The sequence below is a fragment of the Arthrobacter sp. AG258 genome, from assembly GCF_004364695.1.
Lineage (GTDB): Bacteria > Actinomycetota > Actinomycetes > Actinomycetales > Micrococcaceae > Arthrobacter.
Genome location: NZ_SOBI01000004.1, coordinates 325,075 through 349,395 on the forward strand (window position 1 = coordinate 325,075; position 24,321 = coordinate 349,395).

The window sequence follows — 24,321 nt, forward strand, 5'->3', positions numbered from 1 at the left end:
ATGGTCTTCTTCAGTGTTCCGCTCGGCAAGCTGGTCCGCCGGGTGTCCCGGCTTCGGGGCGGCGGCTCGGCCCTGCCGGGCCTGGTGGTCGAGAAAATCGATCCCGGGTTCATGCGGCGGACGCTCAGCGCCCTCCCCCACGGCGTGGCCGTCGTCAGCGGCACCAACGGCAAAACCACCACCACGAAAATGGTGGTTGAACTGCTCGAAAGCCAGGGTCTGAAGGTTTTCACCAACCGCACCGGAAGCAACTTCACCCGCGGCGTGGCGGCGGCGCTCCTGGGCGAAGTGGACTGGCGTGGCCGGCTGGACGCCGACGTCGCGGTCCTGGAACTCGACGAAGCCCACGCGGTGCACTTCGTGAACAGCGTCCCGCCCCGCTACTGCCTGCTGCTGAATGTGCTGCGCGACCAGCTGGACCGCTTTGGCGAGATCGACAAGACCGCCCAGCTGCTCCAGCACATCGCCGCCAAGACCACCGGAACCGTTGTCCTGAACCGTGAGGACCCGCGGGTGGCACGCATCGCGGACACCCTCACCGGCCAGGAGGTCAAGTACTTCGGCCTGGACGAATCGTTGCTGGGAACCTTTCCCAACGACGACGACATGCGCGCAGCCCCCGGCAGCCCTGCTCCGGCGGCCCTGCCCGCAAAGCCGCCGGCCGACGTCGTACTGCTGAAGGTGGGCGCGGACAGCGCCGAGTTTGCGTACGACGGCGGAACGGTCACCACGGCGATGAAGCTGCGGGGCGTATACAACATCTTCAACGCCGCGGCGGCATTGACGCTGGCCCGCAGCATTTGCGGCGGCGGAGCCGCCACCGCCAACCACGCCACGTTGTTGGAGGCGCTCTCCCGGGTGGCGCCCGCGTTTGGACGCGGCGAAAGCCTGACCGTCGACGGACTGCCACTCGACCTTGTCCTGGTGAAGAACCCGAGCGGATTCCGGCTGGGGCTCAAGTCCTTCCCGGCCGGCGGGTACGCCACCATGATCGCTATCAATGACAACTACGCCGACGGCCGGGACATGTCCTGGCTGTGGGATGTGGAATTCGATTCGCTCCGGGCCGAAGGTGTTGACCAGCTGACCGGTTCCAGGGCCTATGACATGGCCCTCCGGCTGCAGTACGACGACGTCCGTATCGGCGCCGTCCAGCCCGAGATCGCCCCCGCGCTGGCGGCTTTCATCAGGGAAGGACGCGGGAAGCCCAAGCGGATCTTCTGCACATACACCGCCATGCTGGCCATCCGCCGTGAGCTGGCCAAAATCACCACCGTGGAGGTTGTCTCGTGAACCCAGCCGAAGCCTCGACCGCTGCCGCTCCGTCCAAGGGCACGCTCCGCGTGGTGCAGCTCTACCCGCGGGACATGAACATTTACGGCGACTGGGGCAACGCCCTGGTCCTGCAACGCAGGATCGCCTGGCACGGCTACACGCCCGATGTCCTTGAATACAACGTGGGCGATCCTTTTCCCGACAATGTGGACATCATCGTCGGTGGTGGCGGCCAGGACAGCGGGCAGCTGGTGATCCAGGACGATCTGCAGGCCCGGGCCGGCGAATTGCGGGAACTGGCCGAAGAAGGGGCGCCCATGCTGGTCATTTGCGGCCTCTACCAGCTTTTCGGCCGCTTCTTCAAGACCCGCACCGGTGCAGTGATTCCGGGCATCGGCATCCTTGACGTCGAAACACACGGCACGGACGAGCGCCTGATCGGTAATGTCAAGGTGTCAACCAGCGAGTTCGGCGAAGTCCTTGGCTACGAAAACCACAGCGGGCAAACCACCCTGGGCAGCGGGGTCAGGCCCCTGGGCACGGTTCCCAAGGGCACAGGAAACAACAGCACTGACGGCCACGAAGGTGCCCGGTACCGCAATATTGTGGCCAGCTACCTGCACGGTTCCCTGCTGCCGAAGAACCCGGCCATTGCCGACTTTCTGATCCGGACCGCGGCAGAACGAAAGTTCGGCAGCTTCTCCCCCGGAACACCGGACGATGCCTACGCTGTCCTGGCGCGGGAGCACGCGGCCCGCAGGCCCCGCTAAAGTCACTGCCGCACGCGGGCGCCGCCGCCTAGCGCCATTGGAAATACTCGCGGTGGATGTTGGCCCGGCGGACTCCGGCTGCCCGGAAGGCCTTCCGGAACTGGCGCAGCATGGTGTCCGGGCCGCCCATGAACACCGACAGCCTGCGTGGTTCGGTGCCCACGGCTTCCAGGACCGACTCAGGGGTCAGGCGGCCGTCCGCCGCGGTGTCCACCATGTGGACCATAAGCCGCGGATGGTTCCTGGCGACGGCGGCGATCTCGTCGGCGAACGGGGAGGGTCCCGCCGACGTGACGAAGAAATGGACGTTTTCATGCAGTTCCCCGTCGAGTGACCGGAGCCAGCTGAGGAACGGTGTGATGCCCACGCCGCCGGCGATCCAGACCTGGTCGGCGGTGCCGCGGTGCCGGTCGAAACGTCCGTAGGGCCCGCCGACCACCGCCGGCATCCCCGGCTGGATGACGTCCGGAAGCCTGGTGGTGTGGTCCCCCAGGGCCTTCACCGTGATGCTGATGCCGCCCTCGCCCGCGGGCCCGGAAATGGAAAATGGATGCCGCTGCCAGCCTTCTGCCGTTTCCAGGTAGATCATGGCAAACTGCCCGGGTTTGAAACCCAGGGGGCGGCCCAGGGGACGGAGGGCCACCTCCACCAGGTCCGCAGCGACCGTCCGGACGCCCGATACCTGGTAATCGTGGTGCGGCAGGAAGTGGCGGGAAAGCAGCTCCCGATAGGCATAGAACGCCAGACCCGTCGCCCCGATGGCCACGTAGCTCCACCGCAACGCGGGGGCCGCCTCGAAGGCGCTGGCATCCAGCAGGCCGTGCAGGAATCCGGCAGCCACGAACAACCCGGTCAGCCGGTGGAAACCGCGCCAGCGTTCATAACCACCGAGCAGCCGGGCCGCCAGTTGGAAGGCCCGGGTTTGCAGCAATGCGATGACGACGCGGCGGGCGGCCGCCGGAAGCATGGTCCGCCACCGCGGGAGGATGGCCCACACCACCAGCGTCATAAGGCCGCAGATGGCCACCACGGCCAGCATCTTGCCCAAGCTCGTGGCCTCGGGGCTGGCCGCAAATTCAATGTGCGGCAGCAACAGGACAGTTGCCGAGATTGCCGCCCTCCGGTGCCAGATGGCCGCGTGGTCAATTCCGCCAAAAATCGGTTCGACGTGCGGGAGCGTGCTGACCAGGACCAGGGCGATCGAGTACAGCAGGACCGACTCCCCGCCGAAAAGCTGACCCACGTAGCCAAGGACAGGTTCCCCCGCCGGACGCACCGCGTACCAGAACAAGGCGTACGCCACTGCCAACACCAGCACCGCCCCGGGACCCATCCAGCGGAGGGGCATTCCCAGGATGGCGGCCCGTGGCCTCTTGGCAGGCTTGGTCATTGGCCGGATCCCTTCGTGGTGGCAACCTGCTGCGGATCCAGGCAAAGGACACGCAAAGTGCGGGCCGTTCGTGGCACGCACTCGCAATTCTAGGGAGGGCCACGCGCCGCAGCCGCCTTTTCGGATAATTGAGAAGCGTGGCCTGCTGTGAAAGGTTTACCCCATGACGAACCCGCTGCTGACCCCGAGTCCCTTGCCGTATGGCCTGCCGCCCTTTGCACTCCTCACCGCTGAGCACTACGGGGAGGCCGTCAGGGCAGGGTTGGCGGAACACGTGCGCGAGATCAAGGCCATCACAGACTCTGAAGAGCCCCCGACCTTCGAAAATACTGCACTTGCCATGGAGCGCTCGGGGCAACTGCTGAACCGGGCGGCAGCTGCCTTCTTCACGCTGGTTTCCGCCGACGCCTCGCCGCGGATCAGGGAACTGGAAACGGAACTGTCGCCGCTCCTGTCAGCCCACCAGGACGAGATATATCTCAATCGGGCCTTGTTCGACAGGTTTTCCGCGATCGACACCGACCGCCTCGACGCCGAATCAGGCCGGCTGGTGGAGGAATACCTCAAGGAGTTCCGCCAGTCCGGCATCCAGCTGGACGACGCCGGCCAGGAACGCCTGCGGGCCATCAACGCCGAGCTGGCCCAGCTGGGCACCGAATTCGGGCAGCGCGTCAAGGAGGGCATGAAGTCCGCGTCGCTGCTCCTGGACGATGCCGCCGAGCTCGCGGGGCTGCCCGCGGACGACGTCGCCAGCGCTGCGGAGGCGGCCCGGGCTGCCGGCCACGACAGCGGATTCCTGCTCACCCTCATCCAGCCCGGCAACCAGCCGGCCCTGGCGGCGCTGCAGGACCGGGACGTCCGGCGCCGCCTGTTCGAAGCATCGGTGGCGCGGGGAAGCGATGGCAGCAGCCTCGACGTCCTGGACCTGGCCCGGTCCACGGCCGGCCTGCGGGCCGAGAAAGCCCGGCTGTTGGGCTTCGCCAATTACGCCGAGCTCGTGGCGGACCGGCAGACGGCGCCTGACTTCCAGGCGGTCCACACCATGCTCAACCGGATGGCCCCGGCTGCCGTCCGCAATGCCGACGCCGAGGCGGCAGCCCTGGCGGAAATTGCCGGCCACCCCCTGGAACCCTGGGACTGGGCTTTCTATTCGGCCATGGTGCGGCGGGACAAGTACGACGTCGACGAACAAGCCCTCCGCCCGTACTTCGAACTGGACCGGGCCATCACGGACGGCGTCTTCTTCGCCGCCACAGCACTGTACGGGATCACGTTCCACGAGCGGACCGACCTCCAGGGCTACCACCCGGACGTACGGATCTGGGAGGTCCGCGATGAAGACGGCGCCGGCCTGGGCCTGTTCCTCGGTGACTACTACGCCCGCGAAACCAAGCGCGGCGGGGCATGGATGAACTCGCTCGTTGAACAGTCAGCGCTGCTGGAGACCAGGCCCGTGGTGATCAACACCCTCAATATTTCCAAACCTGCGGCTGGTGAACCCACGCTGTTGACCCTGGATGAGCTGCGCACCTTGTTCCACGAATTCGGCCACGCACTCCATGGCCTGTTGTCAGCGGTCACCTATCCGCGCTTCGCCGGGACGTCCGTGCCGCGGGATTTCGTTGAGTACCCATCCCAGGTCAACGAAATGTGGATCATGTGGCCCGAGGTGCTGTCCAACTACGCCCGCCATCACGTCACCGGGGAGCCGTTGCCCCGGGCCGTCGTGGAGCGGCTGGAAGAATCGCGGTTGTGGGGAGAAGGTTTCGCCACCACCGAGTACCTCGGCGCGGCACTTCTCGACCTCGCCTGGCACGTGCTGGAGCCGGGAGATATCCCTGATGACGCACTGGCCTTTGAGGCGAAGGCCCTTGCAGCGGCCGGAGTCGGGCACCGCCTGATTCCGCCGCGGTACCGGACCGGGTACTTCCAGCACATCTTCGCGGGGGCGGGCTACGCGGCAGGTTATTACTCCTACATCTGGAGCGAGGTGCTCGACGCCGAGACCGTCGAGTGGTTTAAGGAGAACGGCGGCCTGTCCCGGGCCAACGGGGACTTCTTCCGCACCGAACTGCTCTCCCGCGGCAACAGCCGCGACCCGCTGGAGTCCTTCCGGGCCTTCCGCGGCCGGGACGCCCGGCTCGACCCGCTGCTCAAGCGCCGCGGCCTGGAGTAACGCCGCATCGATTGCCCAGTAAGCGTCGTTTAGAGCCCCCAAAACGACAAGTACGGAGCAATCGATGCAAAAGAACGACGCCGGTCCCCCACCAAGAGAGGTGAGGAACCGGCGTCGTACTATAAAGAAAAGCACGACGGTGGGTGCTGATCCGGCAGCGTGCGTAAAAGGGGCCCCGCCCCCAGCCACCACCAAAAATGGCGGCAGCGGAAGGCGGGGAATAGCACGCCGAGGATCAGCGCCCACCGGGCGCGGAAGCGACTTACCAGCCGCGCTCGGCGAGGCGGTGCGGCTGCGGGATCTCGTCGACGTTGATGCCCACCATGGCTTCGCCCAGGCCGCGGGAGGCCTTGGCGATGACGTCGGGGTCATCGAAGAAGGTGGTGGCCTTGACGACGGCGGCGGCGCGCTGGGCCGGGTTGCCGGACTTGAAGATGCCGGAGCCGACGAACACGCCGTCGGCGCCGAGCTGCATCATCATGGCGGCGTCAGCCGGGGTGGCGATGCCGCCGGCGGTGAACAGCACGACGGGCAGCTTGCCGGCAGCGGCAACTTCCTTGACCAGTTCGTACGGTGCCTGCAGTTCCTTGGCCGCGACGTAGAGCTCGTCTTCGGGCAGGGCGGCGAGCTTAGCGATCTCCGACCGGATCTTGCGCATGTGGCCGGTGGCGTTGGAGACATCGCCGGTGCCGGCCTCGCCCTTGGAGCGGATCATGGCCGCGCCCTCGTTGATGCGGCGCAGGGCCTCACCCAGGTTGGTGGCACCGCAGACGAAGGGAACCTTGAAGTTCCACTTGTCGATGTGGTTGACGTAATCGGCCGGGGTCAGGACCTCGGACTCGTCGATGTAGTCCACACCGAGGGACTGCAGGACCTGGGCCTCGACGAAGTGGCCGATGCGGGCCTTGGCCATGACCGGGATGGACACGGCGTCAATGATCTGGTCGATCATGTCGGGATCGGACATGCGGGACACGCCGCCCTGGGCGCGGATATCGGCCGGAACACGCTCCAGCGCCATGACTGCCACGGCACCGGCGTCTTCGGCGATGCGGGCCTGCTCGACGTTGACGACGTCCATGATGACGCCGCCCTTGAGCATCTCGGCCATGCCGCGCTTCACGCGGCTGCTGCCCGTGACGCTGTTCGCGGACGAACCGGCCTCGTTGCTTACATCAGGTGTAGACACAAAAACCCCTATGGGTAGACAGATGATCTTCGCCGGGCATGCGGCGGCAGCTGCCGGAGGTGCACGCACGGATTGCCGGGTCGCTTGACCGGGCACTTATATACTAGTCCCCCGCCGCACGGCAGGCTTAATCATGTCTAATCCGCAGGCGTGGGCTCCGCCAAGGCCTGCCGGCGCACGGAAGTGATGCGCTGGACCACCGTCACAAGGCTGGCCGCCGCCAAGAGGACCAGTGTTGCCAGGAGCACCACCGAGGGCAGGCCCAACCCCGTGAGGCCGGTGACCACCAGGACAGATACCAGGCGTTCGGCCCGCTCCGCGATCCCCACATTGGCGGTGAACCCCAACGACTCGGCCTTGGCCCGGGCGTACGAGACAACCATGCCCAGGACAAGGCAAACCAAAGCTGCCGTGGCGATGATGACATTGCTGCCGCCGGTGTAGAACCAGACGGCTACCCCGGCAAAGAGCGCGCCATCGGCGACCCGGTCCAGGGTAGAGTCAAGGAAGTTGCCCCAGCGGCTCTTCACATCCTGCATCCGGGCCATGATGCCGTCCAGGACGTCGGAAAAGATGAAGGCCGTGATAAAAAGCGTTCCCCAGAAGAGCTGGCCCAGCGGGTAGAACACCAAAGCCCCCACGGCCACGCCGAGGGTTCCCGCAATAGTGACCGCGTCCGGGGACACGCCCATCCGAAGCAGCCAACGGGCCAGCGGGGTGAACAGTGCGGTGAAGAATCCGCGGGCGTGCCTATTCAGCATCCGACTCCCCGGGCCAGGCCTGGGCCACTTGTTGACGGACCTCGTCGAGGGTCTGGGTGATGGCCTTGGTCTGGGCAATGATCGGGAAGAAGTTGCCGTCCCCGCCCCAGCGCGGAACGATGTGCTGGTGCAGGTGGGCGGAAATGCCTGCTCCGCCGACAACGCCCTGGTTCATGCCAAGGTTGAAGCCCCCTGGATTGGATACTTTGCGCAGGACCCGCATGGCCGTCTGGGTGAGCTCGGCGAATTCGGCGGTTTCCTCACGGGTCAGGTCCGTGTAGTCCGGGATATGCCGGTAGGGGCACACCAGAAGGTGGCCGGGGTTGTAGGGAAACAGGTTCAGCACCACGTAACAGGTCCTGCCCCGGTAGACGATCAGCGCTTCTTCGTCTGAGCGGGCGGGCCCTGTGCAGAAGGGGCAATCGTCTTCGTTCTTGAACTGGTGCTGGCCGCCCTTGATGTAGGCCATGCGGTGCGGAGTCCACAGGCGCTGGAAGGCGTCCGGGACACCGGCGAGGTCGAAATCGTCGGTAACGCCGGCATCACCCGGATACCCTGCGCCTGTGTTCTCCTGCACTCTGCTGCTTCCGTTCGGCTAGCTGGTCCGGTTGCGGACGGCTTCGGTGATCCGCTTGACCGCTTCGGCCACGGGCACGCCGTTGTCCTGGCTGCCGTCGCGGAAGCGGAAGGACACGGCTCCTGCCTCCGCGTCGTCGCCGCCGGCGATGAGCACGAACGGAATCTTGTCCTTGCTGGCAGTGCGGATCTTCTTGGGGAACCGGTCCGAGGAGGTGTCCACCTCGGCGCGGATTCCCGCCGCTTTAAGCTCGTCGACGACGTCGAACATGTACTCGTTGAAGGCCTCCGCCACGGGGATGCCCACCACCTGGACCGGGGCCAGCCAGGCGGGGAACGCGCCGGCGTAGTGCTCGGTCAGGACGCCCATGAAGCGCTCCACGGATCCAAACAGCGCACGGTGGATCATCACGGGGCGCTGGCGGGTTCCGTCCGCGGCCTGGAACTCGAGTTCGAACCGTTCGGGCAGGTTGAAGTCCAACTGGATGGTGGACATCTGCCAGGTCCGGCCGAGCGCGTCCTTGGCCTGCACGGAGATCTTGGGTCCGTAGAACGCGGCTCCGCCCGGGTCCGGCACCAGTTCCAGCCCGGACTCCTGTGCCACCTCGGCGAGGGTCCTGGTGGCTTCCTCCCAGGTGGCGTCGTCGCCCACGTACTTCTCCGGGTCCTTGGTGGACAGTTCCAGGTAGAAGTCGTTCAGTCCGTAGTCCTTGAGCAGGTCCAGGACGAAGGTCAGGGTCTTGGTGAGCTCGTCCTTCATCTGCTCGCGGGTGCAATAGATGTGGGCGTCGTCCTGTGTCATGCCACGGACGCGGGTCAGGCCATGCACCACGCCGGACTTCTCGTACCGGTACACCGAACCGAATTCGAACAGTCGGAGGGGCAGTTCGCGGTAGGACCGGCCGCGGGCGCGGAAGATGAGGTTGTGCATGGGGCAGTTCATCGGCTTCAGGTAGTAATCCTGGCCGGGCTTGCGCACGGTGCCGTCCTCATTGAGTTCGGCGTCCACGTGCATGGCGGGGAACATGCCGTCCTTGTACCAGTCCAGGTGCCCGGAGACTTCGTACAGGTGGCCCTTGGTGATGTGCGGGGTGTAGACGAACTCGTAGCCGGCCTCGACGTGGCGCTGGCGGGAGTAATCCTCCATCTCCTTGCGGATAATGCCGCCCTTGGGGTGGAACACCGGCAGGCCGGAGCCAAGCTCGTCCGGGAAGGAGAAGAGGTCAAGTTCGGAGCCGAGCTTGCGGTGGTCGCGGCGCTCGGCCTCGGCAATGCGCTCCTGGTAGGCCTTCAGCGCGTCCTTGGTGGGCCAGGCGGTTCCATAGATGCGCTGCAGCTGCTGGTTCTTCTGGTTGCCCAGCCAGTAGGCAGACGAGGACCGGGTCAGCGCGAAGGCGTTGGAGATGAGCTTGGTGTTGGGCAGGTGCGGGCCACGGCAGAGGTCGCACCAGACAGTGGTGCCTTCCTTGCGCTCCACGTTGTCGTAAATGGTGATGTCACCGGCGCCGACCTCGACGTTAACGCCCTCGCCGGCCTCGGCAGCGCCGTCCTTCTTGCCCAGCAGTTCAAGCTTGTAGGGCTCGTCCTTCATGGCCTCGCGGGCCTCGTCCTCGCTGACCACGCGGCGGACGAATTTCTGGTTCTGGTTGACGATTTTGAGCATCATCTTTTCGAGGGTCTTGAGGTCCTCAGGGGTGAAAGGCTCGGCCACGTCGAAATCGAAGTAGAAACCGTCGGTGATGTAGGGGCCGATGCCAAGCTTGGCGTCGGGACGCAGCTGCTGCACTGCCTGCGCCATCACGTGGGCAGTGGAGTGGCGCAGGACGTTCAGGCCGTCGGGGGAATCGATGGTGACGCCCTCCACTTCGGCGCCCTCGGGAAGTTCCTGGTCAAGGTCCTTCAATTCGCCGTTGACGCGGGCTACAACAACGTCACGGCGCTCAAAGAAGAGTTCCGCACCGGTTGTCCCGGTAGTCACCTTGGTCTCTTCGCCATCGACGAGAAGGGTGATCTGCTGGGCATCTGACACGGGTGTCTCCTATTCAAAGTTCAGGCTTCATAGCTTGTGGCATACGGGGACCACAGCCAGCCATCGTCAATGCTATCGGTTCCGACTGGGGCCGACCAACGCGGCAGGTGGTGCCCGGGGCTTGGTTCAGCCGCTGAAACCGGTGATGGCCAGTGCCCTGCTGATGCCGTCAAGGGGATGTGGACCGTCAGAGTCCGGATGCGGTGTTGATTCCGGGAACGGCAAAGTCGCGGTCCTGGCCAGGTCCCAGGCCATGCTCGCGCTCAGGCTGATGCCCCGGGGTCCGGTCCTTCTGGTGGTGCCCCGGATCAACAGCAAACGGGTGCCAAAAAGGAGGGGCCCTGCACTCTCCTGGGCCTCATGGAAGAAGACTGAGTCCACGCAGCCTGTACCGTCGTCGATGCTGATGAACACAACCCGCCTTCCGCCGCGCATGGGAGGGGTCTGGGTGGCCACCCGCACACCGGCCACCAGGACCTCGGTGCCGTTGCGCAGGCTGAGGAGTGAGTCAGCAGTGGTGACGCCAAGCTTGTCCAGTAACGGCCGGTGGCTGTCCATCAGGTGGCTGCTGACATCGACGGCCATGAGATCGAGTTCGGCCCTGACATTCTCCACCAGGGTGGGTGCCGGGAGTCCGGGTTTGATATTTCGCAGTTCAACATCCCCCAAGGGCAGGGAAAGTTGCCCTTCAAGGACTTCAACTCCCTTCCGTGCCCCTTTGCCTGCTTGGAGTTGTTGGAGGTGTTGCACAAGATCGGCCCGGTTTGCGTGGCCTCCCGCTTCACGGTGCAGTGAATCGAAGGCGCCCAGCTGCGCCAGGCGCCGGATGCTGGGCTTGCTGAGCCGCGAGCGCGCCCTGAGGTCCGCCAAAGAGTCGTAGGGCTGTCCGGCGACAATCCGCTTCAATTCCGTCGCTGAGAGCCCGTAAATACCGTTCAGGCTCAATCGGATACCCAATTTTCCCTGGTCCTTGCCTTCCTCCACCCGTTCCACCCGGTACTCCGCCTGGCTGCGGTTGATGTCCAGGGGCAGGATGGGGATGCCAAGACGCCGGGCTTCGGCTACCAGCAGCCGCTTGGGATACATTCCCGGGTCATGCTCCCAGAGCCCGGCGAGGAACGCTTCCGGATGGTGGGCCTTGAGCCAGGCAGACTGGTAGGTGGGCACGGCAAAAGCGGCACCGTGGGCCTTGCAGAAACCAAAGCTGCCAAAGGCCTTGAGGGTTCCCCAGACCTTGTCCACCACGTCAGGAGCGTAATTGCGGGCACGGGCTTCGCGGCGGAAGAATTCCTCCACCGCAGTCTCCAGCGCTTCGTTGCCCAAGGCGCGCCTGAATTCGTCCGCGCGGGCCAGCCCACAACCGGTCATGACATTGAACGTCTTGAGGATCTGCTCATGGAAGACCGTCACTCCATGGGTTTCCTGGAGAACGGGCTTGAGGTCCGGGTGCGGATACACCTCCGGGGCGAACCCATGGCGGTGTTCCAGGAAGGGACGGACCATGTCCGATTTCATGGGTCCCGGCCGGAACAAGGAGATGTCGATAATGAGGTCGTTGAACTCCCGGGGTGCCAGCTTTCCAATCAGTTCCCGCTGGCCCGGGGATTCGATCTGGAAACACCCGAGGGTGTGGGTGCTGCGGATCAGCTCATAGGTCGGTTCGTCATCGAGGGGGACGGCGTTGAGGTCGATCCGGCCGTCAGCGGCGATGTAGTCAGGTCCCCTGCCATCCGGACCTGCCGGGTGGCGGCCAGCAGCCACCACCTCGGCCTTGGAAGGGTGCAGGCGGATCACTTCCCGGACCGCGAAAGCCATGGCGCTCTGCATCCTGACGCCGAGGACATCGAGTTTGAGCATTCCCATGGGGTCCATGTCGTGTTTATCGAACTGGCTCATGGGCAGGCCCAGGCCGCTGGGCTGGACAGGGGTGCGGTCCAGGAGCGTGGCGTCTCCCAGGATGACGCCGCAGGGGTGCATCGAGATATGCCGGGGCAGCCGGTCCAGCCGCTCCGTCAGGTCGACCAGAAGGTCCAGCTGCTGGTTTCCGTCGGCGTCTTTGTGCTCCACCCGGCCGGCGAACGCCTTGAGTTCGGGTTTTTCCTGCAGCGCTTCGCGGAATTTCCTGGCCGAGAACCGCCACAACTGCTTGGCAATTTCCCCCACCTCGTCATCGTCCATCCCCAACGCCATCCCGGCGTCGCGCACTGCCCCGCGGGCCCGGTAGCCGTTTTGCATGCTCATCAGGGTGACGCGCTCTGAGCCGAAGCGTTCGAAGATTTGGCGGTAGACGTTGTGGCGTTCAGCGCTTTCAACGTCGATGTCGATGTCCGGCAGGGTGGCACGGTCGTTGGAGAGGAACCGTTCAAAGATGAGATCGTGCTGCAGCGGATTTACGTGGCTTACCTCGATCAAATAATTGACCAGGCTGGACGCCCCGGACCCACGGGCTGCCGCCCTGACTCCCATGTCCTGGATCATCCGGGATACCTCTGCCACAGTCAGGAAGTAGGACGAGAACCCCAGGTTCCGGATGATCCCCAGCTCATGCTCAAGCCGAGCCAGCATCGTTTTTTCGTCGTGTCCGCCGATCCCCGGGAACCGCCTGCCAATTCCGGCATGGCACCGCTGGATGAGTTCCATATGCGGATCCCGGGTAATTCCAATGACTGATGCCTCCGGCACCACAGGCTGCTTCCATCCCATGTCCGAGGTGGGGTCCATCCGGCAGAGGTCGGCGAGCGCCTCGGTTTGGGCCATCAGTTGCTTGAGGTCAGCGGCCCCATACCCTGCTGCGGTAATGATTTCCTTGCCCAGGCCGTGCATCTGTTCCGCGGTTTTCAGCCACCCCTGGCCTGTGGGCTGGAGCAGCGGTTCCCCTGCCAGCTCCGGCAGGGACTTCAACGTCCGGGCAGAGTCAAGGACATCCGCGGTTGGCGCCCCGTCCGCAGCGCAATACCGCACCGCGTTGCTGAGGATGGCGGGGACGTGGTGTTCTTCGGCGAGCCGGAGCATGCGGACTGCATGGGCAGTGCTGAGGGGGAAGCCGGGCGCGCTGAGCTGGGAGACGATTTCTGCAACGACGGTTCCCGCGGGCATGGCATCCAGCCATTGTTTGAAAAGGGTTCGGGGACGGAGGTACCGCCTGCCTCCCATGGCCTTGCCGACGTCGGAATCCGGTCCAATCAGCACGGTCAGCACCGGTTTGAGCGTTGCCGGGTCGAGGGTCCGGGAGGCCAATTCGGCGCGGGTGACCGCTACCGGCACTGTTCCCCCGGCCTTCCCGGAGGTCCGGGCGTGGGCATCGGAAACCAGCCGGCATAGAGCACGGTAACCCGCGCCATTGTTGTGCCCGCGGGCGAGCACCACCACCCGCCCGGCTACCTGCGTGCGGTGGTCCCCGTCGTCGTCGAAGACCGCAAGGTCCACCCCCACGATGGGGTCGATGCCTGCAGCCATGCAGGCTTTGAGGTGCTTGATGGTGCCATACAGGCCGTCCCGGTCGGTGCAGGCCAGGGCAGTGGCGCCGTCCCTAGCGGCGGCCTGTGCAAGTTCCTCCGGCCAGGAGACGCCGTAATGGGCGCTGAATGCTGTGGAAACGTGAAGGTGGGTGAAGCTCATGCTGTTCTGGGGCGAAGGGCGTCATGGATCCGCAGCAGCCGCCACCGGCCGCTGCCAACATGCCGGGTGAGGTCGAGGGTCAGGGGTTCTGAAGCATTGTTCCCAGCAGCGGGAAGCACCTGGATTCGCCAGATTTCGTGGTCCACCACGCCAGGGCCGCTCCCCAGGGGAGCCCTGGCGTCTTCAGCCCACCACTGGCGGCGTTCATACCACCGGGCGGGCTCGGCGCAGACGAGATAGTCCCTGCCTGCCCACGTTAACGATTCAGGCTGCCCGGAGGGGGAACATGCCACGTCTATGGACTCGCTGAACATGCCCATGCGCGCCTCCCGGACGGTTCTTCCCAAATGCTCCATTCGAATATGTGTTCGAATAAATCAAGTCTACGCCGGGGAGCCGGCAAAACATAGGCGGGGGTGGACGGACCGTGCGGCAGGGAGCAGGATGATGGCATGAGTACCGATGACGCACTCCTGAAGCAGGCAAGCATCAAGACCCAGGACTCCACCCTGGTGGCCACGTTCGATATCGATGGCGCCATTCCGGAGTCCGGCGCCTACGTGGTGGGCTTGATGGGAGCCACGCCGGACTATTCAACGCAGCGGCGGCTGTGCATTGAATTCATGAACGGGGAGGCCATTGCCTGCTACGCGTTCAACCGGGACCAGGGAATCGAAGAAGACTACGACCTGTCCGGCGTATCCCACTCGGAAAACACCATTACCGGGAGCTTTCCCGCCACGGCCTTGAACGGGCTCGGGAAAGGACACGTCCTGTCAGCCTTCAGCGAGGCGGACGGTCGGGAGTTCCAGCATGGGGTTCCGGTGGAGGAAGCCCTGTAGGGGTTTCCTTAGCTGTTTTCCTTATGGATCTTCAGTTCGAGTTCAATGAACGCGGAGATCATGGCCCGGTAGGTTGACTCGACGATGTCCGGGTCAATGTCTTTTTTCTCTGCCGCGGCCCGGACGTGCTCGATGATCCGCTCCACCCGGCCGGGGGCCCGCACCTCGGCGTCGTCGCCTTTCAGGGTGCCGGCGATCCGGATCAGCCGCTCGCGGCGGGCGATGAGGGTGACAATCTGGTCATCCACCTCATCGACGGCAACCCGGACAGCTGCGAGCTGTTCCTTGTCGGCCTGGGCATCCCGATCGTTTCCTTGAATTGTCGCCATCATCTGACAGTATCGAAGCATGGAGCCAAGAGTCGACTTTATCTCCCTCGGCGTCCGCAGCGTTGACCGGTCGCGGGCCTTCTACATCGACGGCCTCGGCTGGCCGGTCCACCGCGAGGTTGCCGGGGAGGTGCTGTTCATCCAGGTGAACCACGGGCTGGTGCTCTCCCTCTGGGACGCCCGGCAGATGCAGGCGGAGGCAGGCGTCAGCCCGCCGGACGGGGTTCCCTGCATCACCCTCAGCCATAACCTCGCCAGCGCCGGGGACGTGGACCGGGTCATGGAAGAGGCCGCAGCGGCGGGGGCAGCCATCATCGCCGAACCCGTTACCCAGCCCTGGGGCGGCTACACGGGGTACTTCGCGGATCCTGACGGCTTCCGCTGGGAAGTCGCCTACAACCCCACGTGGACCGTGGACGACGCCGGCACGGTCACCGTGTGACGGCGTCCGCACCCTGGCAGGGACTGCTAGAACAGTGCCTCCACAGGGCGGATCAGGTCCGGTCCGTTGTTGCGGACGTTCCCCACGTCCTTGCCCACGGATTCCACGTGCCAGTCGGCGGCAGCTTCCTTGACCCCGGCCCGCACCAGGTCCACAAGAGCGGCTGCGTCGTCAGCCTGCGGGTCCAGCCAAGCCTGCGTGGTGGCCTTGTCCATGGGCAGGGGCACGCGGTCGTGCAGTTCCGTCAGCTTCCCGAAGATGGTGGATTCAGTCCCGGGCGGTGGGGTGTCCGCCGTGAGGATGGAAGTGGACAGCAGCCAGCGCCCTGGTTCCCCTTCCGGAATGGACGGGTCCTTCCACCACTCGTAAAGGCCGGCGAATACCAGCCCGTGGTCCTCACCGGGGTGCACATAATAGGGCTGCTTGGACTTCCCGGGCCCTTGCTTCCATTCGTAGTACCCGTCGGCGGGGACGGCGCAGCGGCGTGACTTCACGGCCTTCCTGAACGCAGGCTTCTCCAGCACCGATTCGCTGCGGGCGTTGATCATGCGCGACCCGATCCCGGGATCCTTGGCCCAGGACGGGACCAGGCCCCAGCGGGCCACATGCAACTGCCGTACCTGCCGGGCCCCTGCAGCATCCCCCACCAGCCGCTCCAGGACGATGGGGACGGCGTCCGTTGGCGCTACGTTCCACGACGGCGGGATGCTGACCTCCTCCTCCAACTCGGCGTCGAACTCGGCCAGCAGGTCCCCCACGGCGCGTGCCATTACGTAGCGTCCACACATGGGACCAGCATGCCACCGTCGCCACATACTGTCATGCAGCCGCCCCGCCGCCCCGGAAAGTCCGGGAATACCGGCGGCCACGCTACCGTTGACCGTAAGGAAACCTTTCAAGCGACGTTTAGGAGATCCGCGTGGACTTCACTCCCGAATCCGGCACCATCACCATGTTTTCCACTACTTGGTGCGGCTACTGCAACCGGCTGAAGAAGCAGCTGGACGCAAAGGGCATCGGCTACACGGAAATCAACATCGAAGAGGTGGACGGCACCGCCGAACTCGTGGAGAAACTGAATGGCGGCAACCGCACCGTTCCCACCGTCCTGTTCCCGGACGGCTCCGCTGCCACCAACCCGTCAGCTGCTGAGGTCCAAAGCAGGCTCGCTGCCTAAGCGGCAGGAGACAGCCGGCTTCGCGCCGAAGAACTGATGCGGGTCACGCCCCCAGGCTGCTGAAGGAAGCAGTTTCCAGGGTGGCGTGGCCCGCATACGTTTCCAGGAGGGCATGTTCCACGGCCGCCACATCCAGCCCGGGTAGCAGGTCGTCGGCGGCGCCGGCCGTGGACGGGTCCCAGTCCAGGCCGAGGGCGGCATAGCTGTCCGTGAGCACCTTCCGGATCGGGCCTGAATCCTCCACCACAATCACCGAGCTGAACAGCCAGCCACCGGAAACCACCCGTTGGGCGGTGCCGACCAGCTTCACGCGGCGGGAGCTGTCGGCCGCATCGGTTCCGTGCACACTGAACTCGCCGGGGCAGTATTCGCCGGGAATTTCCCCTACCGCGGCCTGGACCCCGACGCTTCGCAGGGCCTGGGCAAAGAGCTCACCGAAATAGGCGAACCGGGCTTTGGATCCGGCTACTGCGTCGGCGTCCGGTTCGATGTGGTCCACCACCAAGGTCCCTTGGTGGTAGGCGGCGGCCCGTCCCCCGGCCCTGCGGACCAAGGGCTCAAATCCGTTGGCCAGGCAGGCCCGTGCGGCCGCATCAAATCCGGGCAACCGGGTGTCCCGTTGCCCGAAGGCGACGGTGGGAGCGGGCCGGTACAGGCGCAGGGTGGGACCGAGGCTGCCTGACCTGGCCCTGGCCAGCAGCTCCAGCCCGAATTCGAGGTCACGTCCCGCGCCGAGGGACACGTCCTGCCGCACCACAGTCAGCGGGCGGGCGTCGGTACCGGTGTGGTGCATTGTTGCTGAACTCCCTGGGGTCGATGGCCGCCGGCGGACGGGCCTCCCCTAGGTTACGCCCGACGACGGCACGGGCTTTAACGGCCCCGGCGCCCTGCCCACAGTGCGTGCAGCAGGGGAACCGCAGAAACGGCCATCAGGACGTTGCCGAATACCAGGTCGTCAGAGCGGACGATGGTGCCCGCCACCAGCAGCGCACCGAACACCAGGGCCGAACCGGAGCGCCGCGCCGCCCTTTCCAGCCGGGCAGCCTGCCGCTCCAGCCGCGGGACTGCGACCTCAAGCGATCCTTCCTCGAGCCGGCCGGCCAGGGCGTCCAGCCTGCCGGGCAGGCGGAAGGCGTTAGCGGCGGCATCGAGGGCCTGCCGGGCCACGTCCTGGACCACGTTGCCGCGTTCGTTCCGCAGCAGCTGCGCGGCGTAGGGTTCCACGGAGTCCCAGAGGTTGAAGCGCTCATCCAGGGCGCTGCATACCCCTGACGTCAGGGACATGGCGCGGATGATCAGGAGGAAGTTCTCCGGCAGCTGGAATGGCAGCGAGCGGACCACGTCACCGAATTCCACCGCGAAGTCGCGGAACTCGCGGGGGTCCACCTCGCGGAGTTCGGCAAAGCCCATGCCGCCGAAGCGGGCGAAAAGCTGGGTCATGGCCCGTTCCAGTCCTGCGCTGTCCGCCGACGGCATCAGCACGCCGACGTCGTTGATCGCCGCCACGAGTCCCTTGCCGTCGCGCGCGGCTGCAGCGATCAGGAGCTTCCGCAGGCCGCTGCGCGTGGAAGCCGTGACCTCCCCCATCATGCCGAAGTCGATGAACGTCAGCTTCCAGCCAGGTCCCCCCGTCCCTGCAGGGACAGGCGTGACGAAGATGTTGCCCGGATGCGGGTCGGCATGGAAGAACCCGTTGGTGAAGAGCTGGTCGAACATGATGGACGCGAAAACGGGGGCCACCGCGGCGGGATCGATGCCGGCGGTCCGGAGCGCTCCCGCATCGGTGATTTTGATGGCCGTGACGTCCTCGAGCGTGAGTACGCGGCGGGTGGTGCGCTCCCAGACGACTTCCGGCACTGCTACCCTGGCGTCGCCGGCAAAGTCTGCGGCGAAGCGTTCGGCGTTGACGGCCTCGTGCAGGTAGTCAATCTCCTGCAGGCTGATCTGGGCGAATTCCTCCACCAGCGCCGGCATGTCCGCGCGGCGGGAGACGAGGCGGACATGGCTGAGCCAGCCGGCCACCTTCCGAAGGGCGGCGAGGTCGACGTCGACGATCGCGCCGATGCCCGGACGCTGTACCTTCATGACGACGGCGTCCAGGCCCGTATCTTCGGCGTCCAGGAGATTCAGGCGGGCGCGGTGGGCCTGGCCCAGGGAGGCGGCCGCAATCGCGGATTCGTCCACGCTGGCGTAGACCCGGCCCACGGGGGCACCCAGTTCACGCTCTGCCAGGGCGGCGATCAGCGGGAAGGCCACGGGCGGCACCTCGTCCTGAAGCCCTTCGAGTTCTTTGGTGATTTCGGGCGGGAGGACGTCGAGCCGGGAGGACAGGAATTGCCCCACCTTGATCATCAGGCCGCCGAGGTCGATGGCCAGGTCGTGGAACCGGCGGGCAAAGTTCTGCATCCGTCGGGACCGTGTCCGCGTGGAGATGCTGCCCAGCCCCACCCTGGGCAGCAGCAGTTCGAACCACCACGTGGTGGCAAGATGCCAGGCGGCAAACCGGAGGATCCGCCGGTACCGGCCGCGGTGTTCCCGCATGGGCGACGCCGGGTCGGCCCGGTCCCGTACGGTCAGCGCCACCCGGGTCAGTCCTGCGCGAGGATGGCGTACAGCCGCCGGCGGGCCTCGTCGAGCACCGCCACTGCCTGCTGCACCTGGTCCGGTGAACCGGTCCTGCCCACCTGCGCCGCGGCCTGGGCCAGCTCAATCCCGGCCTTCGGAAGGGAGGCGCCGCCGGTTCCGAAGGTGGCGGCCGCGGGATCCCAGGGCGCGGACCCGTGCAAGTCAGCCGCCTCTTCGCGGCCGGCATCGGTCAGCGAGTAGATCTTCCTGCCGTTGGATTCCTCGGCCCTGATGGACCCTTCGTCTGCCAGGAGCTGCAAGGTGGGGTAGACGGACCCTGCGCTCGGCTTCCAGCTGCCGCCGCTGCGCTCCTCAATCTCGTGGATGACCTGGTAACCGTGCATGGGCTGCTCAGCGAGCAGCGCCAGAATCGCCGCCCGGACCTCGCCTTTCCCGGCCCGGGTTCCAGCCCGTTTCTCGAACCTGGAGCGAAACTCTTCGACCGCTTGCCACATTCCGTCCAGGTTGTTCCCGCCGAACCCGCCTGCAGGGTTTGAACCACGCATGATGCACTCCTTCGTCAATCGCGAACGATACACAACGATACTCAGCGATACATTCCGGCACCATAGCCGGACGGCCGGTTTCCGGGGCCGGAAAGGCCCAGGCGGCGTCAGGTCCTGCGCAAGGTGAGGATTTGCTCCGCCCGGCCGAAAGGTCCCTGCCGGTCGTGCAGCACCGTGGACGTGAGCCCAATCCCGTCGGAGCCGAAGGAAACGGCGTTGTCCAGCCCCAGCCACTCCCCTTGCGGCCGGCGGTACATGTGGATCTGCAGGTCCAGGTTGGGGAAGGCATAGCTGTCCTTGCCGGGCGGGACCCTGGCGGCGATTCCGTTGGCCGTGTCCACCATTCCCATCAGCCGCGCCAGGTCGCCACTGTCGGCCCGGTCGGTCAGCGGGTGCCCGGTGCGGAGCCACACTTTCCCGGCGCCGGGGCGGTGCCCCTCAGCCACCCGCATTTCCAGGGAACGGATGTAGCCTCCCGGCCAGACCGCCGAACCATCGTACGGCTTGCATTCGTCCGGGCCTGGTATGGCCGTGTCTTCGACCTCTGCTACCGGGCTGGTATCGCTGGTCAGCATGCGCCACGCCGTGGCACGGATGGCGGTACGGCCGCCGGCCACCAGTTCGGCCTGCACAAGTTCAATGGTCCTGCCTGGCCGCAGCGTGGTGGTCTCGATCCGGAAGTCGCCACCGGGGATCAGTCCCAGGATCTCGTAGCTGATCCGGGCCATCCGCATGTCGTCGCGCGGCTGGTGCCGTTCCAGGAGGTCAGCCATCAGGCCCGAGGCCGGCGCCATGTGCTGCTCGTGGGTGTTCCAGGCACCCTGGGCATGGATGGTTGACCGGAACCGGCCCCCGCCCAGTTCCTGGTAGTAGAAGTTGCCCTCGGCGAGTTCAGGCAGGTCTGCAGTCAAAGCTGGCCCCTTAAGCAAAGTTCAGTGAATTGCCACTAACCCTATCGCCAGTGAGTGCGCCGCGACGCGGCAGGCAACGAAATGTTGGCGGGTACCACAGCCAAGCGGACTACACTCAGGAACTGGTCCTGTCAGCAACCCTCAAAAGAGGTGTTTCATGCGCGTCATCAGCTACAACCTCCGCAAGCATGCCGCAAGCGGCGAACTTCTCGCCCTGGCACGGAATCACGACGTCGATGCGCTGTGCCTCCAGGAGGTGGATTCCAGCGACCTCCCGGAGACCCTGGGCCCCCTCCATCTGGCGGATGCCACCAAGGGCAACAGGCTGGGCCTGGCCATCTACTACCGGACCAGCAGGTTCACGGCCCTGGACACGCAGTCCTTCGCGTTGAAGAAATCGATGCACGACAGGGTCCTTGCTCCGGCCCATGAGCGGCTGATCGGCACGCGGGTCATGGACAACCAGACCGAACACGAACTGGTGATCGGCTCGTTCCACGCAGCACCCCTGACGGCGTCGAACTCATTGCGGCGAAAGCAGATCCACGCGGCCCACGCGGAACTGCTCAGCATGGGCAAAGGCCTGATGACGCTGATGGTGGGCGACTTCAATTATCCGTTCTTCACCAAGAACCTGGATATGCACATGAAGAACTCCGGCTATGCCCTCTCCTTGAGCAACCGGCGCACCTACACCCGGTACAAGGTTTTCAAGGGCCATTTCGACTTCGCCACCTCCCTGGGGCTGGATATCGCCAGCGTGGAAACCCTTCCGCGCGGCAATTCAGACCACCTGCCCATCCTGGTGACAGCCGAGTACGGCGAAGGCTACTAGGCCCGGCTGCAACGCCGCCGTTTACCAGGATTCCCCGGCGTCCAGTTGTGCCATCAGGCCCGGCCAGGCTGCTGCGAAGCCGGGGTGGAGTTCCATGCCGTGGACTTCAGCCACCGGAACCCAGAGCAGGGCAATGCTCTCCGGATCGCTGATGACCGGTTCAAAGGACTCCCGCACACGGACCACCACGGTGGTGTAGGACCAGTAGCCATGGTCCAGCACGGAGGTAAAGAGAACGTCGACGTTGCCGGGCGGAACCGACGCTTCCTCGTAGGCCTCCCGGAGGGCGCCGTCGACCGGTTCTTCGCCCTGGTGCAGGGCCCCGCCGGGCAGGCCCCAGGTTCCGCCGTTGTGACTCCATACCGCGCGGTGCTGCAGCAGGACTCCCCTGGCGGGATCCCAGGCCAGGACCCCGGCCGCTCCGAACCTGCCCCAGAACCGGCCGCGGTCACCTTCCACCCAGGCGTCGCCCGGATCGCGGGGGCCGGTCCGCGGCGGCGGAGTGGAGGACAGGCTGGAGGGCGGGTAATGGTCCATTGCCCCAGTTTGACAGGTGAAGCGGCGGGACGTCAGGTGCCCTGCCCGTGGTCGACGGCGAAATCACCGCCCGGGTACATGACTGTTTCGTGGCCGTCGTCGAACCGGACCAGGTAGGGCGGGCCGCCGCCTTGGCCGCGCACCTCCAGGATCACCCCGTGCCGGTCCGCGGACCCCACGTTCCTGCCGCGCACCACGATCCGGTCGCCTTGGGCTGCCTCCATGGCAATCACCTCCACGGCCCAAGGGTACGACCCGCGGGCGCACCGGAACAGTGCCGCATGGCAGGATTTCCGGTATGCCGCTGAACCTCGTCCTGCTCGCCGACACCCATGTACCAAAACGCGCCAGGGACCTGCCGGAGCAGGTGTGGTCCGCCGTCGAAAATGCCGATGTGGTTTTCCACGCCGGCGACTGGGTGGAGGCAGCCCTGCTGGACGAATTCGAACGCCGGAGCAAGCGGCTGCTGGCCGTCTACGGCAACAACGACGGTCCCGAACTGCGCCGGCGCCTGCCGGAAACGGCAACTGCCACCCTGGATGGGGTCCGCTTTGCCATGGTCCATGAGACCGGGCCGGCCACAGGACGCGAGCTCCGGTGCGAAGCGCTGTACCCGGACGCCGATGTGCTGGTCTTCGGCCACAGCCACATCCCCTGGGACACGGTGTCACCGCGCGGGCTTCGGCTGCTGAACCCCGGGTCGCCTACGGACCGCCGGCGCCAGCCGGTTTGCACCTATATGGAGGCGGTACTCGACGATGGCGCCCTTGCCGGGGTCCGGCTGGTGGAGGTCCCGCGGTGAGCGCTTGGCACGGCGGCCGGAATTGCCTAGGCTGGAACAGTAAGCAAGCTTAGTTTTTGTTGGCTACCCTTTCCGCAATTGCCGGCTGCTTCATGTCCCGGGCCGCCAATGGGCCCGCGTCCCACCCGAACAGGAGGACCACCATGACTGACCAGTACACCTTCCGCAATCCCGTGACCGCCTACGAAAAGATCTCCCCGCCCAAGCAGCACCAGCCCGAACCGGGCCTGGACGCCGACCTGGAGCCCAAGGCCGACCTGGGTGAGGAAACCTACCGCGGCACCGGCCGGCTGGAAGGCCGCCGGGCCATCGTTACCGGCGCGGACTCCGGGATCGGCGCCGCGACGGCCATCGCCTTCGCCAGGGAAGGCGCCGACGTCGTCCTTTCCTACTTGCCGCAGGAAGAGGAAGACGCCGCGCGCATCGCCGGGATCATTGAGGCCGCAGGCCGGAAGGCGGTCAAGGTGCCGGGCGACCTGAAGGATTCCGCAGCGTGCCGCGAACTGGTGGATACTGCCGTGGCAGTGCTGGGCGGGGTTGACGTCTTGGTCAACAACGCCGGAAAGCAGGTTGCACAGGAGGATCTGCAGGACATTTCGGATGAGCAGTTCGACCACACGCTCAAGACCAACGTCTACGCCATGTTCTGGGTCACGAAGGCTGCCGTGCCGCACATGCCCGCCGGCTCCACCATCATCAACACCACGTCCATCCAGGCCTACAACCCGTCGCCGACCCTGGTGGACTATGCCACCACCAAGGCCAGCATCAACAACTTCACCAAGGGCCTGGCTCAACAGCTTGCGCCCAAGGGAATCCGGGTCAACGCGGTGGCGCCCGGGCCCATCTGGACTCCGCTGCAGGTCAGCAGCGGCCAGCCCAAGGAAGAATTGCCCGAGTTCGGCCAATCCACTCCCCTGGGCCGTGCCGGCCAGCCCGCTGAACTGGCCCCCGCCTACGTCTTCCTGGCCTCACCCGAGTCCAGCTACGTGGTCGGCGAGACACTGAATGTCAACGGCGGCAGCCCCACGCCCTAGGCTCCCGGCCGCCCAACACGGCGGGCCCTCCGGTTATTCGGCGACCTCCTGGCCGGCCAGGAGCTCATCCGTGGCAGGATCCGGCTCGCCATCAAAAAATTGGGCCAGGACCGTCTTGAACACTGTTTCTCCGGGCGCGGCCCGGAGAAACAGTGTCATGGACGAACGGAGCTTCTGCGTATCGATTCCGCCAAGGATGTCCGACGCCGAACGGCCGGAATGCGTGGTGAGAGCCAAGGCACACTCAAGAAGGCGCGGGCCCAGGACGGGGTGGTCCAGGTAGGCCCGTGCCTCTGCCAGGGACGAGATGGCGTAAGTCCGCGACGTGGCGCTCTGCCCCAACCCGGCAACTTGGGGGAAAATGAACCACATCCAGTGCCCGGTCTTGTTGCCGAGCTGCAATTCGCCAAGCGCGCTTCGGTAGGTTCCCCCACTGTCTTGGGCGGCGACGAATCGTTCCAGGTCAAACGCTTCACTCATGGGCTCTCCTCTGT

General features: G+C 65.6%; 25 protein-coding genes. 9 read left to right on the forward strand and 16 right to left on the reverse strand.

What is annotated here, in order from left to right:
* Together DFO47_RS10705 and DFO47_RS10710 are read left to right on the forward strand one after the other, a co-directional pair.
* Window positions 1-1,293: a Mur ligase family protein gene (locus DFO47_RS10705; protein ID WP_208294393.1), complete on the forward strand. Its 1,293-nt coding sequence runs from the start codon at window positions 1-3 to the stop codon at window positions 1,291-1,293.
* On the forward strand, window positions 1,290-2,045 hold the full coding sequence (locus DFO47_RS10710) for a glutamine amidotransferase (RefSeq protein ID WP_109044529.1): 756 nt from the start codon (window positions 1,290-1,292) through the stop codon (window positions 2,043-2,045). Before DFO47_RS10705 ends, DFO47_RS10710 begins: the two co-directional genes overlap by 4 nt.
* 28 nt (window positions 2,046-2,073) lie before the next feature.
* Here DFO47_RS10710 and DFO47_RS10715 read toward each other — a convergent pair whose 3' ends face one another.
* Window positions 2,074-3,435 (reverse strand): hypothetical protein, encoded by a 1,362-nt coding sequence (locus DFO47_RS10715; RefSeq protein ID WP_133831605.1) that lies wholly within the window; start codon window positions 3,433-3,435, stop codon window positions 2,074-2,076.
* A 163-nt stretch (window positions 3,436-3,598) separates the two neighbouring features.
* Here DFO47_RS10715 and DFO47_RS10720 point away from each other — a divergent pair, with 163 nt between their 5' ends.
* The gene (locus DFO47_RS10720; protein WP_133831606.1) at window positions 3,599-5,611 is read left to right on the forward strand and encodes a M3 family metallopeptidase; all 2,013 of its coding nucleotides are present in this window, start codon (window positions 3,599-3,601) and stop codon (window positions 5,609-5,611) included.
* Window positions 5,612-5,873: 262 nt separating this feature from the next.
* Here DFO47_RS10720 and pdxS read toward each other — a convergent pair whose 3' ends face one another.
* From pdxS to DFO47_RS10750, 6 genes are all read right to left on the reverse strand, one after another.
* On the reverse strand, window positions 5,874-6,800 hold the full coding sequence (gene pdxS / locus DFO47_RS10725; RefSeq protein WP_026264497.1) for a pyridoxal 5'-phosphate synthase lyase subunit PdxS: 927 nt from the start codon (window positions 6,798-6,800) through the stop codon (window positions 5,874-5,876).
* Between the two features lie 137 nt (window positions 6,801-6,937).
* The gene (gene pgsA, locus DFO47_RS10730) at window positions 6,938-7,561 is read right to left on the reverse strand and encodes a phosphatidylinositol phosphate synthase (protein WP_133831607.1); all 624 of its coding nucleotides are present in this window, start codon (window positions 7,559-7,561) and stop codon (window positions 6,938-6,940) included.
* Window positions 7,551-8,138, reverse strand: coding sequence for an HIT domain-containing protein (locus DFO47_RS10735; protein ID WP_133831608.1), 588 nt, complete (start codon window positions 8,136-8,138; stop codon window positions 7,551-7,553). Before DFO47_RS10735 ends, pgsA begins: the two co-directional genes overlap by 11 nt.
* An 18-nt stretch (window positions 8,139-8,156) precedes the next feature.
* Complete coding sequence (gene thrS, locus DFO47_RS10740) at window positions 8,157-10,166, reverse strand: threonine--tRNA ligase (RefSeq protein WP_018761463.1); 2,010 nt, start codon at window positions 10,164-10,166, stop codon at window positions 8,157-8,159.
* A 126-nt stretch (window positions 10,167-10,292) separates the two neighbouring features.
* The gene (gene dnaE, locus DFO47_RS10745; RefSeq protein WP_133831609.1) at window positions 10,293-13,784 is read right to left on the reverse strand and encodes a DNA polymerase III subunit alpha; all 3,492 of its coding nucleotides are present in this window, start codon (window positions 13,782-13,784) and stop codon (window positions 10,293-10,295) included.
* Window positions 13,781-14,104: a DUF6504 family protein gene (locus DFO47_RS10750; RefSeq protein ID WP_133831610.1), complete on the reverse strand. Its 324-nt coding sequence runs from the start codon at window positions 14,102-14,104 to the stop codon at window positions 13,781-13,783. Before DFO47_RS10750 ends, dnaE begins: the two co-directional genes overlap by 4 nt.
* 132 nt (window positions 14,105-14,236) lie before the next feature.
* On the opposite strand from DFO47_RS10750, the gene DFO47_RS10755 reads away from it, so the two are divergent.
* Window positions 14,237-14,626 (forward strand): hypothetical protein, encoded by a 390-nt coding sequence (locus tag DFO47_RS10755; protein ID WP_109044522.1) that lies wholly within the window; start codon window positions 14,237-14,239, stop codon window positions 14,624-14,626.
* An 8-nt stretch (window positions 14,627-14,634) separates the two neighbouring features.
* Here DFO47_RS10755 and DFO47_RS10760 read toward each other — a convergent pair whose 3' ends face one another.
* Window positions 14,635-14,958, reverse strand: coding sequence for a chorismate mutase (locus tag DFO47_RS10760; protein WP_109044521.1), 324 nt, complete (start codon window positions 14,956-14,958; stop codon window positions 14,635-14,637).
* A gap of 16 nt (window positions 14,959-14,974) precedes the next feature.
* Here DFO47_RS10760 and DFO47_RS10765 point away from each other — a divergent pair, with 16 nt between their 5' ends.
* Complete coding sequence (locus tag DFO47_RS10765) at window positions 14,975-15,397, forward strand: VOC family protein (RefSeq protein ID WP_018761467.1); 423 nt, start codon at window positions 14,975-14,977, stop codon at window positions 15,395-15,397.
* Between the two features lie 26 nt (window positions 15,398-15,423).
* On the opposite strand, the gene DFO47_RS10770 is transcribed toward DFO47_RS10765, so the two are convergent.
* Window positions 15,424-16,185 carry an SOS response-associated peptidase gene (locus DFO47_RS10770; protein ID WP_133831611.1) on the reverse strand — a complete coding sequence of 254 codons (762 nt, stop codon included), beginning with the start codon at window positions 16,183-16,185 and terminating at the stop codon, window positions 15,424-15,426.
* Between the two features lie 131 nt (window positions 16,186-16,316).
* Between DFO47_RS10770 and DFO47_RS10775 the strand changes: the two genes are divergently transcribed.
* Complete coding sequence (locus DFO47_RS10775) at window positions 16,317-16,574, forward strand: mycoredoxin (protein ID WP_018761469.1); 258 nt, start codon at window positions 16,317-16,319, stop codon at window positions 16,572-16,574.
* 43 nt (window positions 16,575-16,617) lie between these two features.
* Here DFO47_RS10775 and DFO47_RS10780 read toward each other — a convergent pair whose 3' ends face one another.
* From DFO47_RS10780 to DFO47_RS10795, 4 genes are all read right to left on the reverse strand, one after another.
* Window positions 16,618-17,367 carry a lipoate--protein ligase family protein gene (locus DFO47_RS10780; protein WP_133831612.1) on the reverse strand — a complete coding sequence of 250 codons (750 nt, stop codon included), beginning with the start codon at window positions 17,365-17,367 and terminating at the stop codon, window positions 16,618-16,620.
* A 77-nt stretch (window positions 17,368-17,444) separates the two neighbouring features.
* Window positions 17,445-19,115, reverse strand: coding sequence for an AarF/UbiB family protein (locus DFO47_RS10785; protein WP_133831695.1), 1,671 nt, complete (start codon window positions 19,113-19,115; stop codon window positions 17,445-17,447).
* Window positions 19,116-19,162: 47 nt separating this feature from the next.
* The gene (locus DFO47_RS10790) at window positions 19,163-19,705 is read right to left on the reverse strand and encodes a PadR family transcriptional regulator (RefSeq protein WP_018761472.1); all 543 of its coding nucleotides are present in this window, start codon (window positions 19,703-19,705) and stop codon (window positions 19,163-19,165) included.
* A gap of 107 nt (window positions 19,706-19,812) precedes the next feature.
* Window positions 19,813-20,616, reverse strand: coding sequence for a thioesterase family protein (locus DFO47_RS10795; RefSeq protein WP_133831613.1), 804 nt, complete (start codon window positions 20,614-20,616; stop codon window positions 19,813-19,815).
* Window positions 20,617-20,773: 157 nt separating this feature from the next.
* Between DFO47_RS10795 and DFO47_RS10800 the strand changes: the two genes are divergently transcribed.
* Window positions 20,774-21,451, forward strand: a complete 678-nt coding sequence (locus DFO47_RS10800) for an endonuclease/exonuclease/phosphatase family protein (RefSeq protein WP_018761474.1) — start codon at window positions 20,774-20,776, stop codon at window positions 21,449-21,451.
* A 21-nt stretch (window positions 21,452-21,472) separates the two neighbouring features.
* On the opposite strand, the gene DFO47_RS10805 is transcribed toward DFO47_RS10800, so the two are convergent.
* Window positions 21,473-21,988, reverse strand: a complete 516-nt coding sequence (locus tag DFO47_RS10805; protein ID WP_109044516.1) for an NUDIX hydrolase — start codon at window positions 21,986-21,988, stop codon at window positions 21,473-21,475.
* 32 nt (window positions 21,989-22,020) lie between these two features.
* On the reverse strand, window positions 22,021-22,212 hold the full coding sequence (locus tag DFO47_RS10810; RefSeq protein WP_018761476.1) for a DUF1918 domain-containing protein: 192 nt from the start codon (window positions 22,210-22,212) through the stop codon (window positions 22,021-22,023).
* Between the two features lie 74 nt (window positions 22,213-22,286).
* Between DFO47_RS10810 and DFO47_RS10815 the strand changes: the two genes are divergently transcribed.
* The gene (locus DFO47_RS10815; RefSeq protein ID WP_133831614.1) at window positions 22,287-22,790 is read left to right on the forward strand and encodes a metallophosphoesterase; all 504 of its coding nucleotides are present in this window, start codon (window positions 22,287-22,289) and stop codon (window positions 22,788-22,790) included.
* 143 nt (window positions 22,791-22,933) lie between these two features.
* Complete coding sequence (locus tag DFO47_RS10820) at window positions 22,934-23,827, forward strand: glucose 1-dehydrogenase (RefSeq protein ID WP_018761479.1); 894 nt, start codon at window positions 22,934-22,936, stop codon at window positions 23,825-23,827.
* Between the two features lie 33 nt (window positions 23,828-23,860).
* Here the strand turns inward: DFO47_RS10820 and DFO47_RS10825 are convergent, their stop codons facing one another.
* On the reverse strand, window positions 23,861-24,307 hold the full coding sequence (locus DFO47_RS10825) for a DUF1810 domain-containing protein (RefSeq protein ID WP_133831615.1): 447 nt from the start codon (window positions 24,305-24,307) through the stop codon (window positions 23,861-23,863).
* Between the last annotated feature and the right edge of the window lie 14 nt (window positions 24,308-24,321).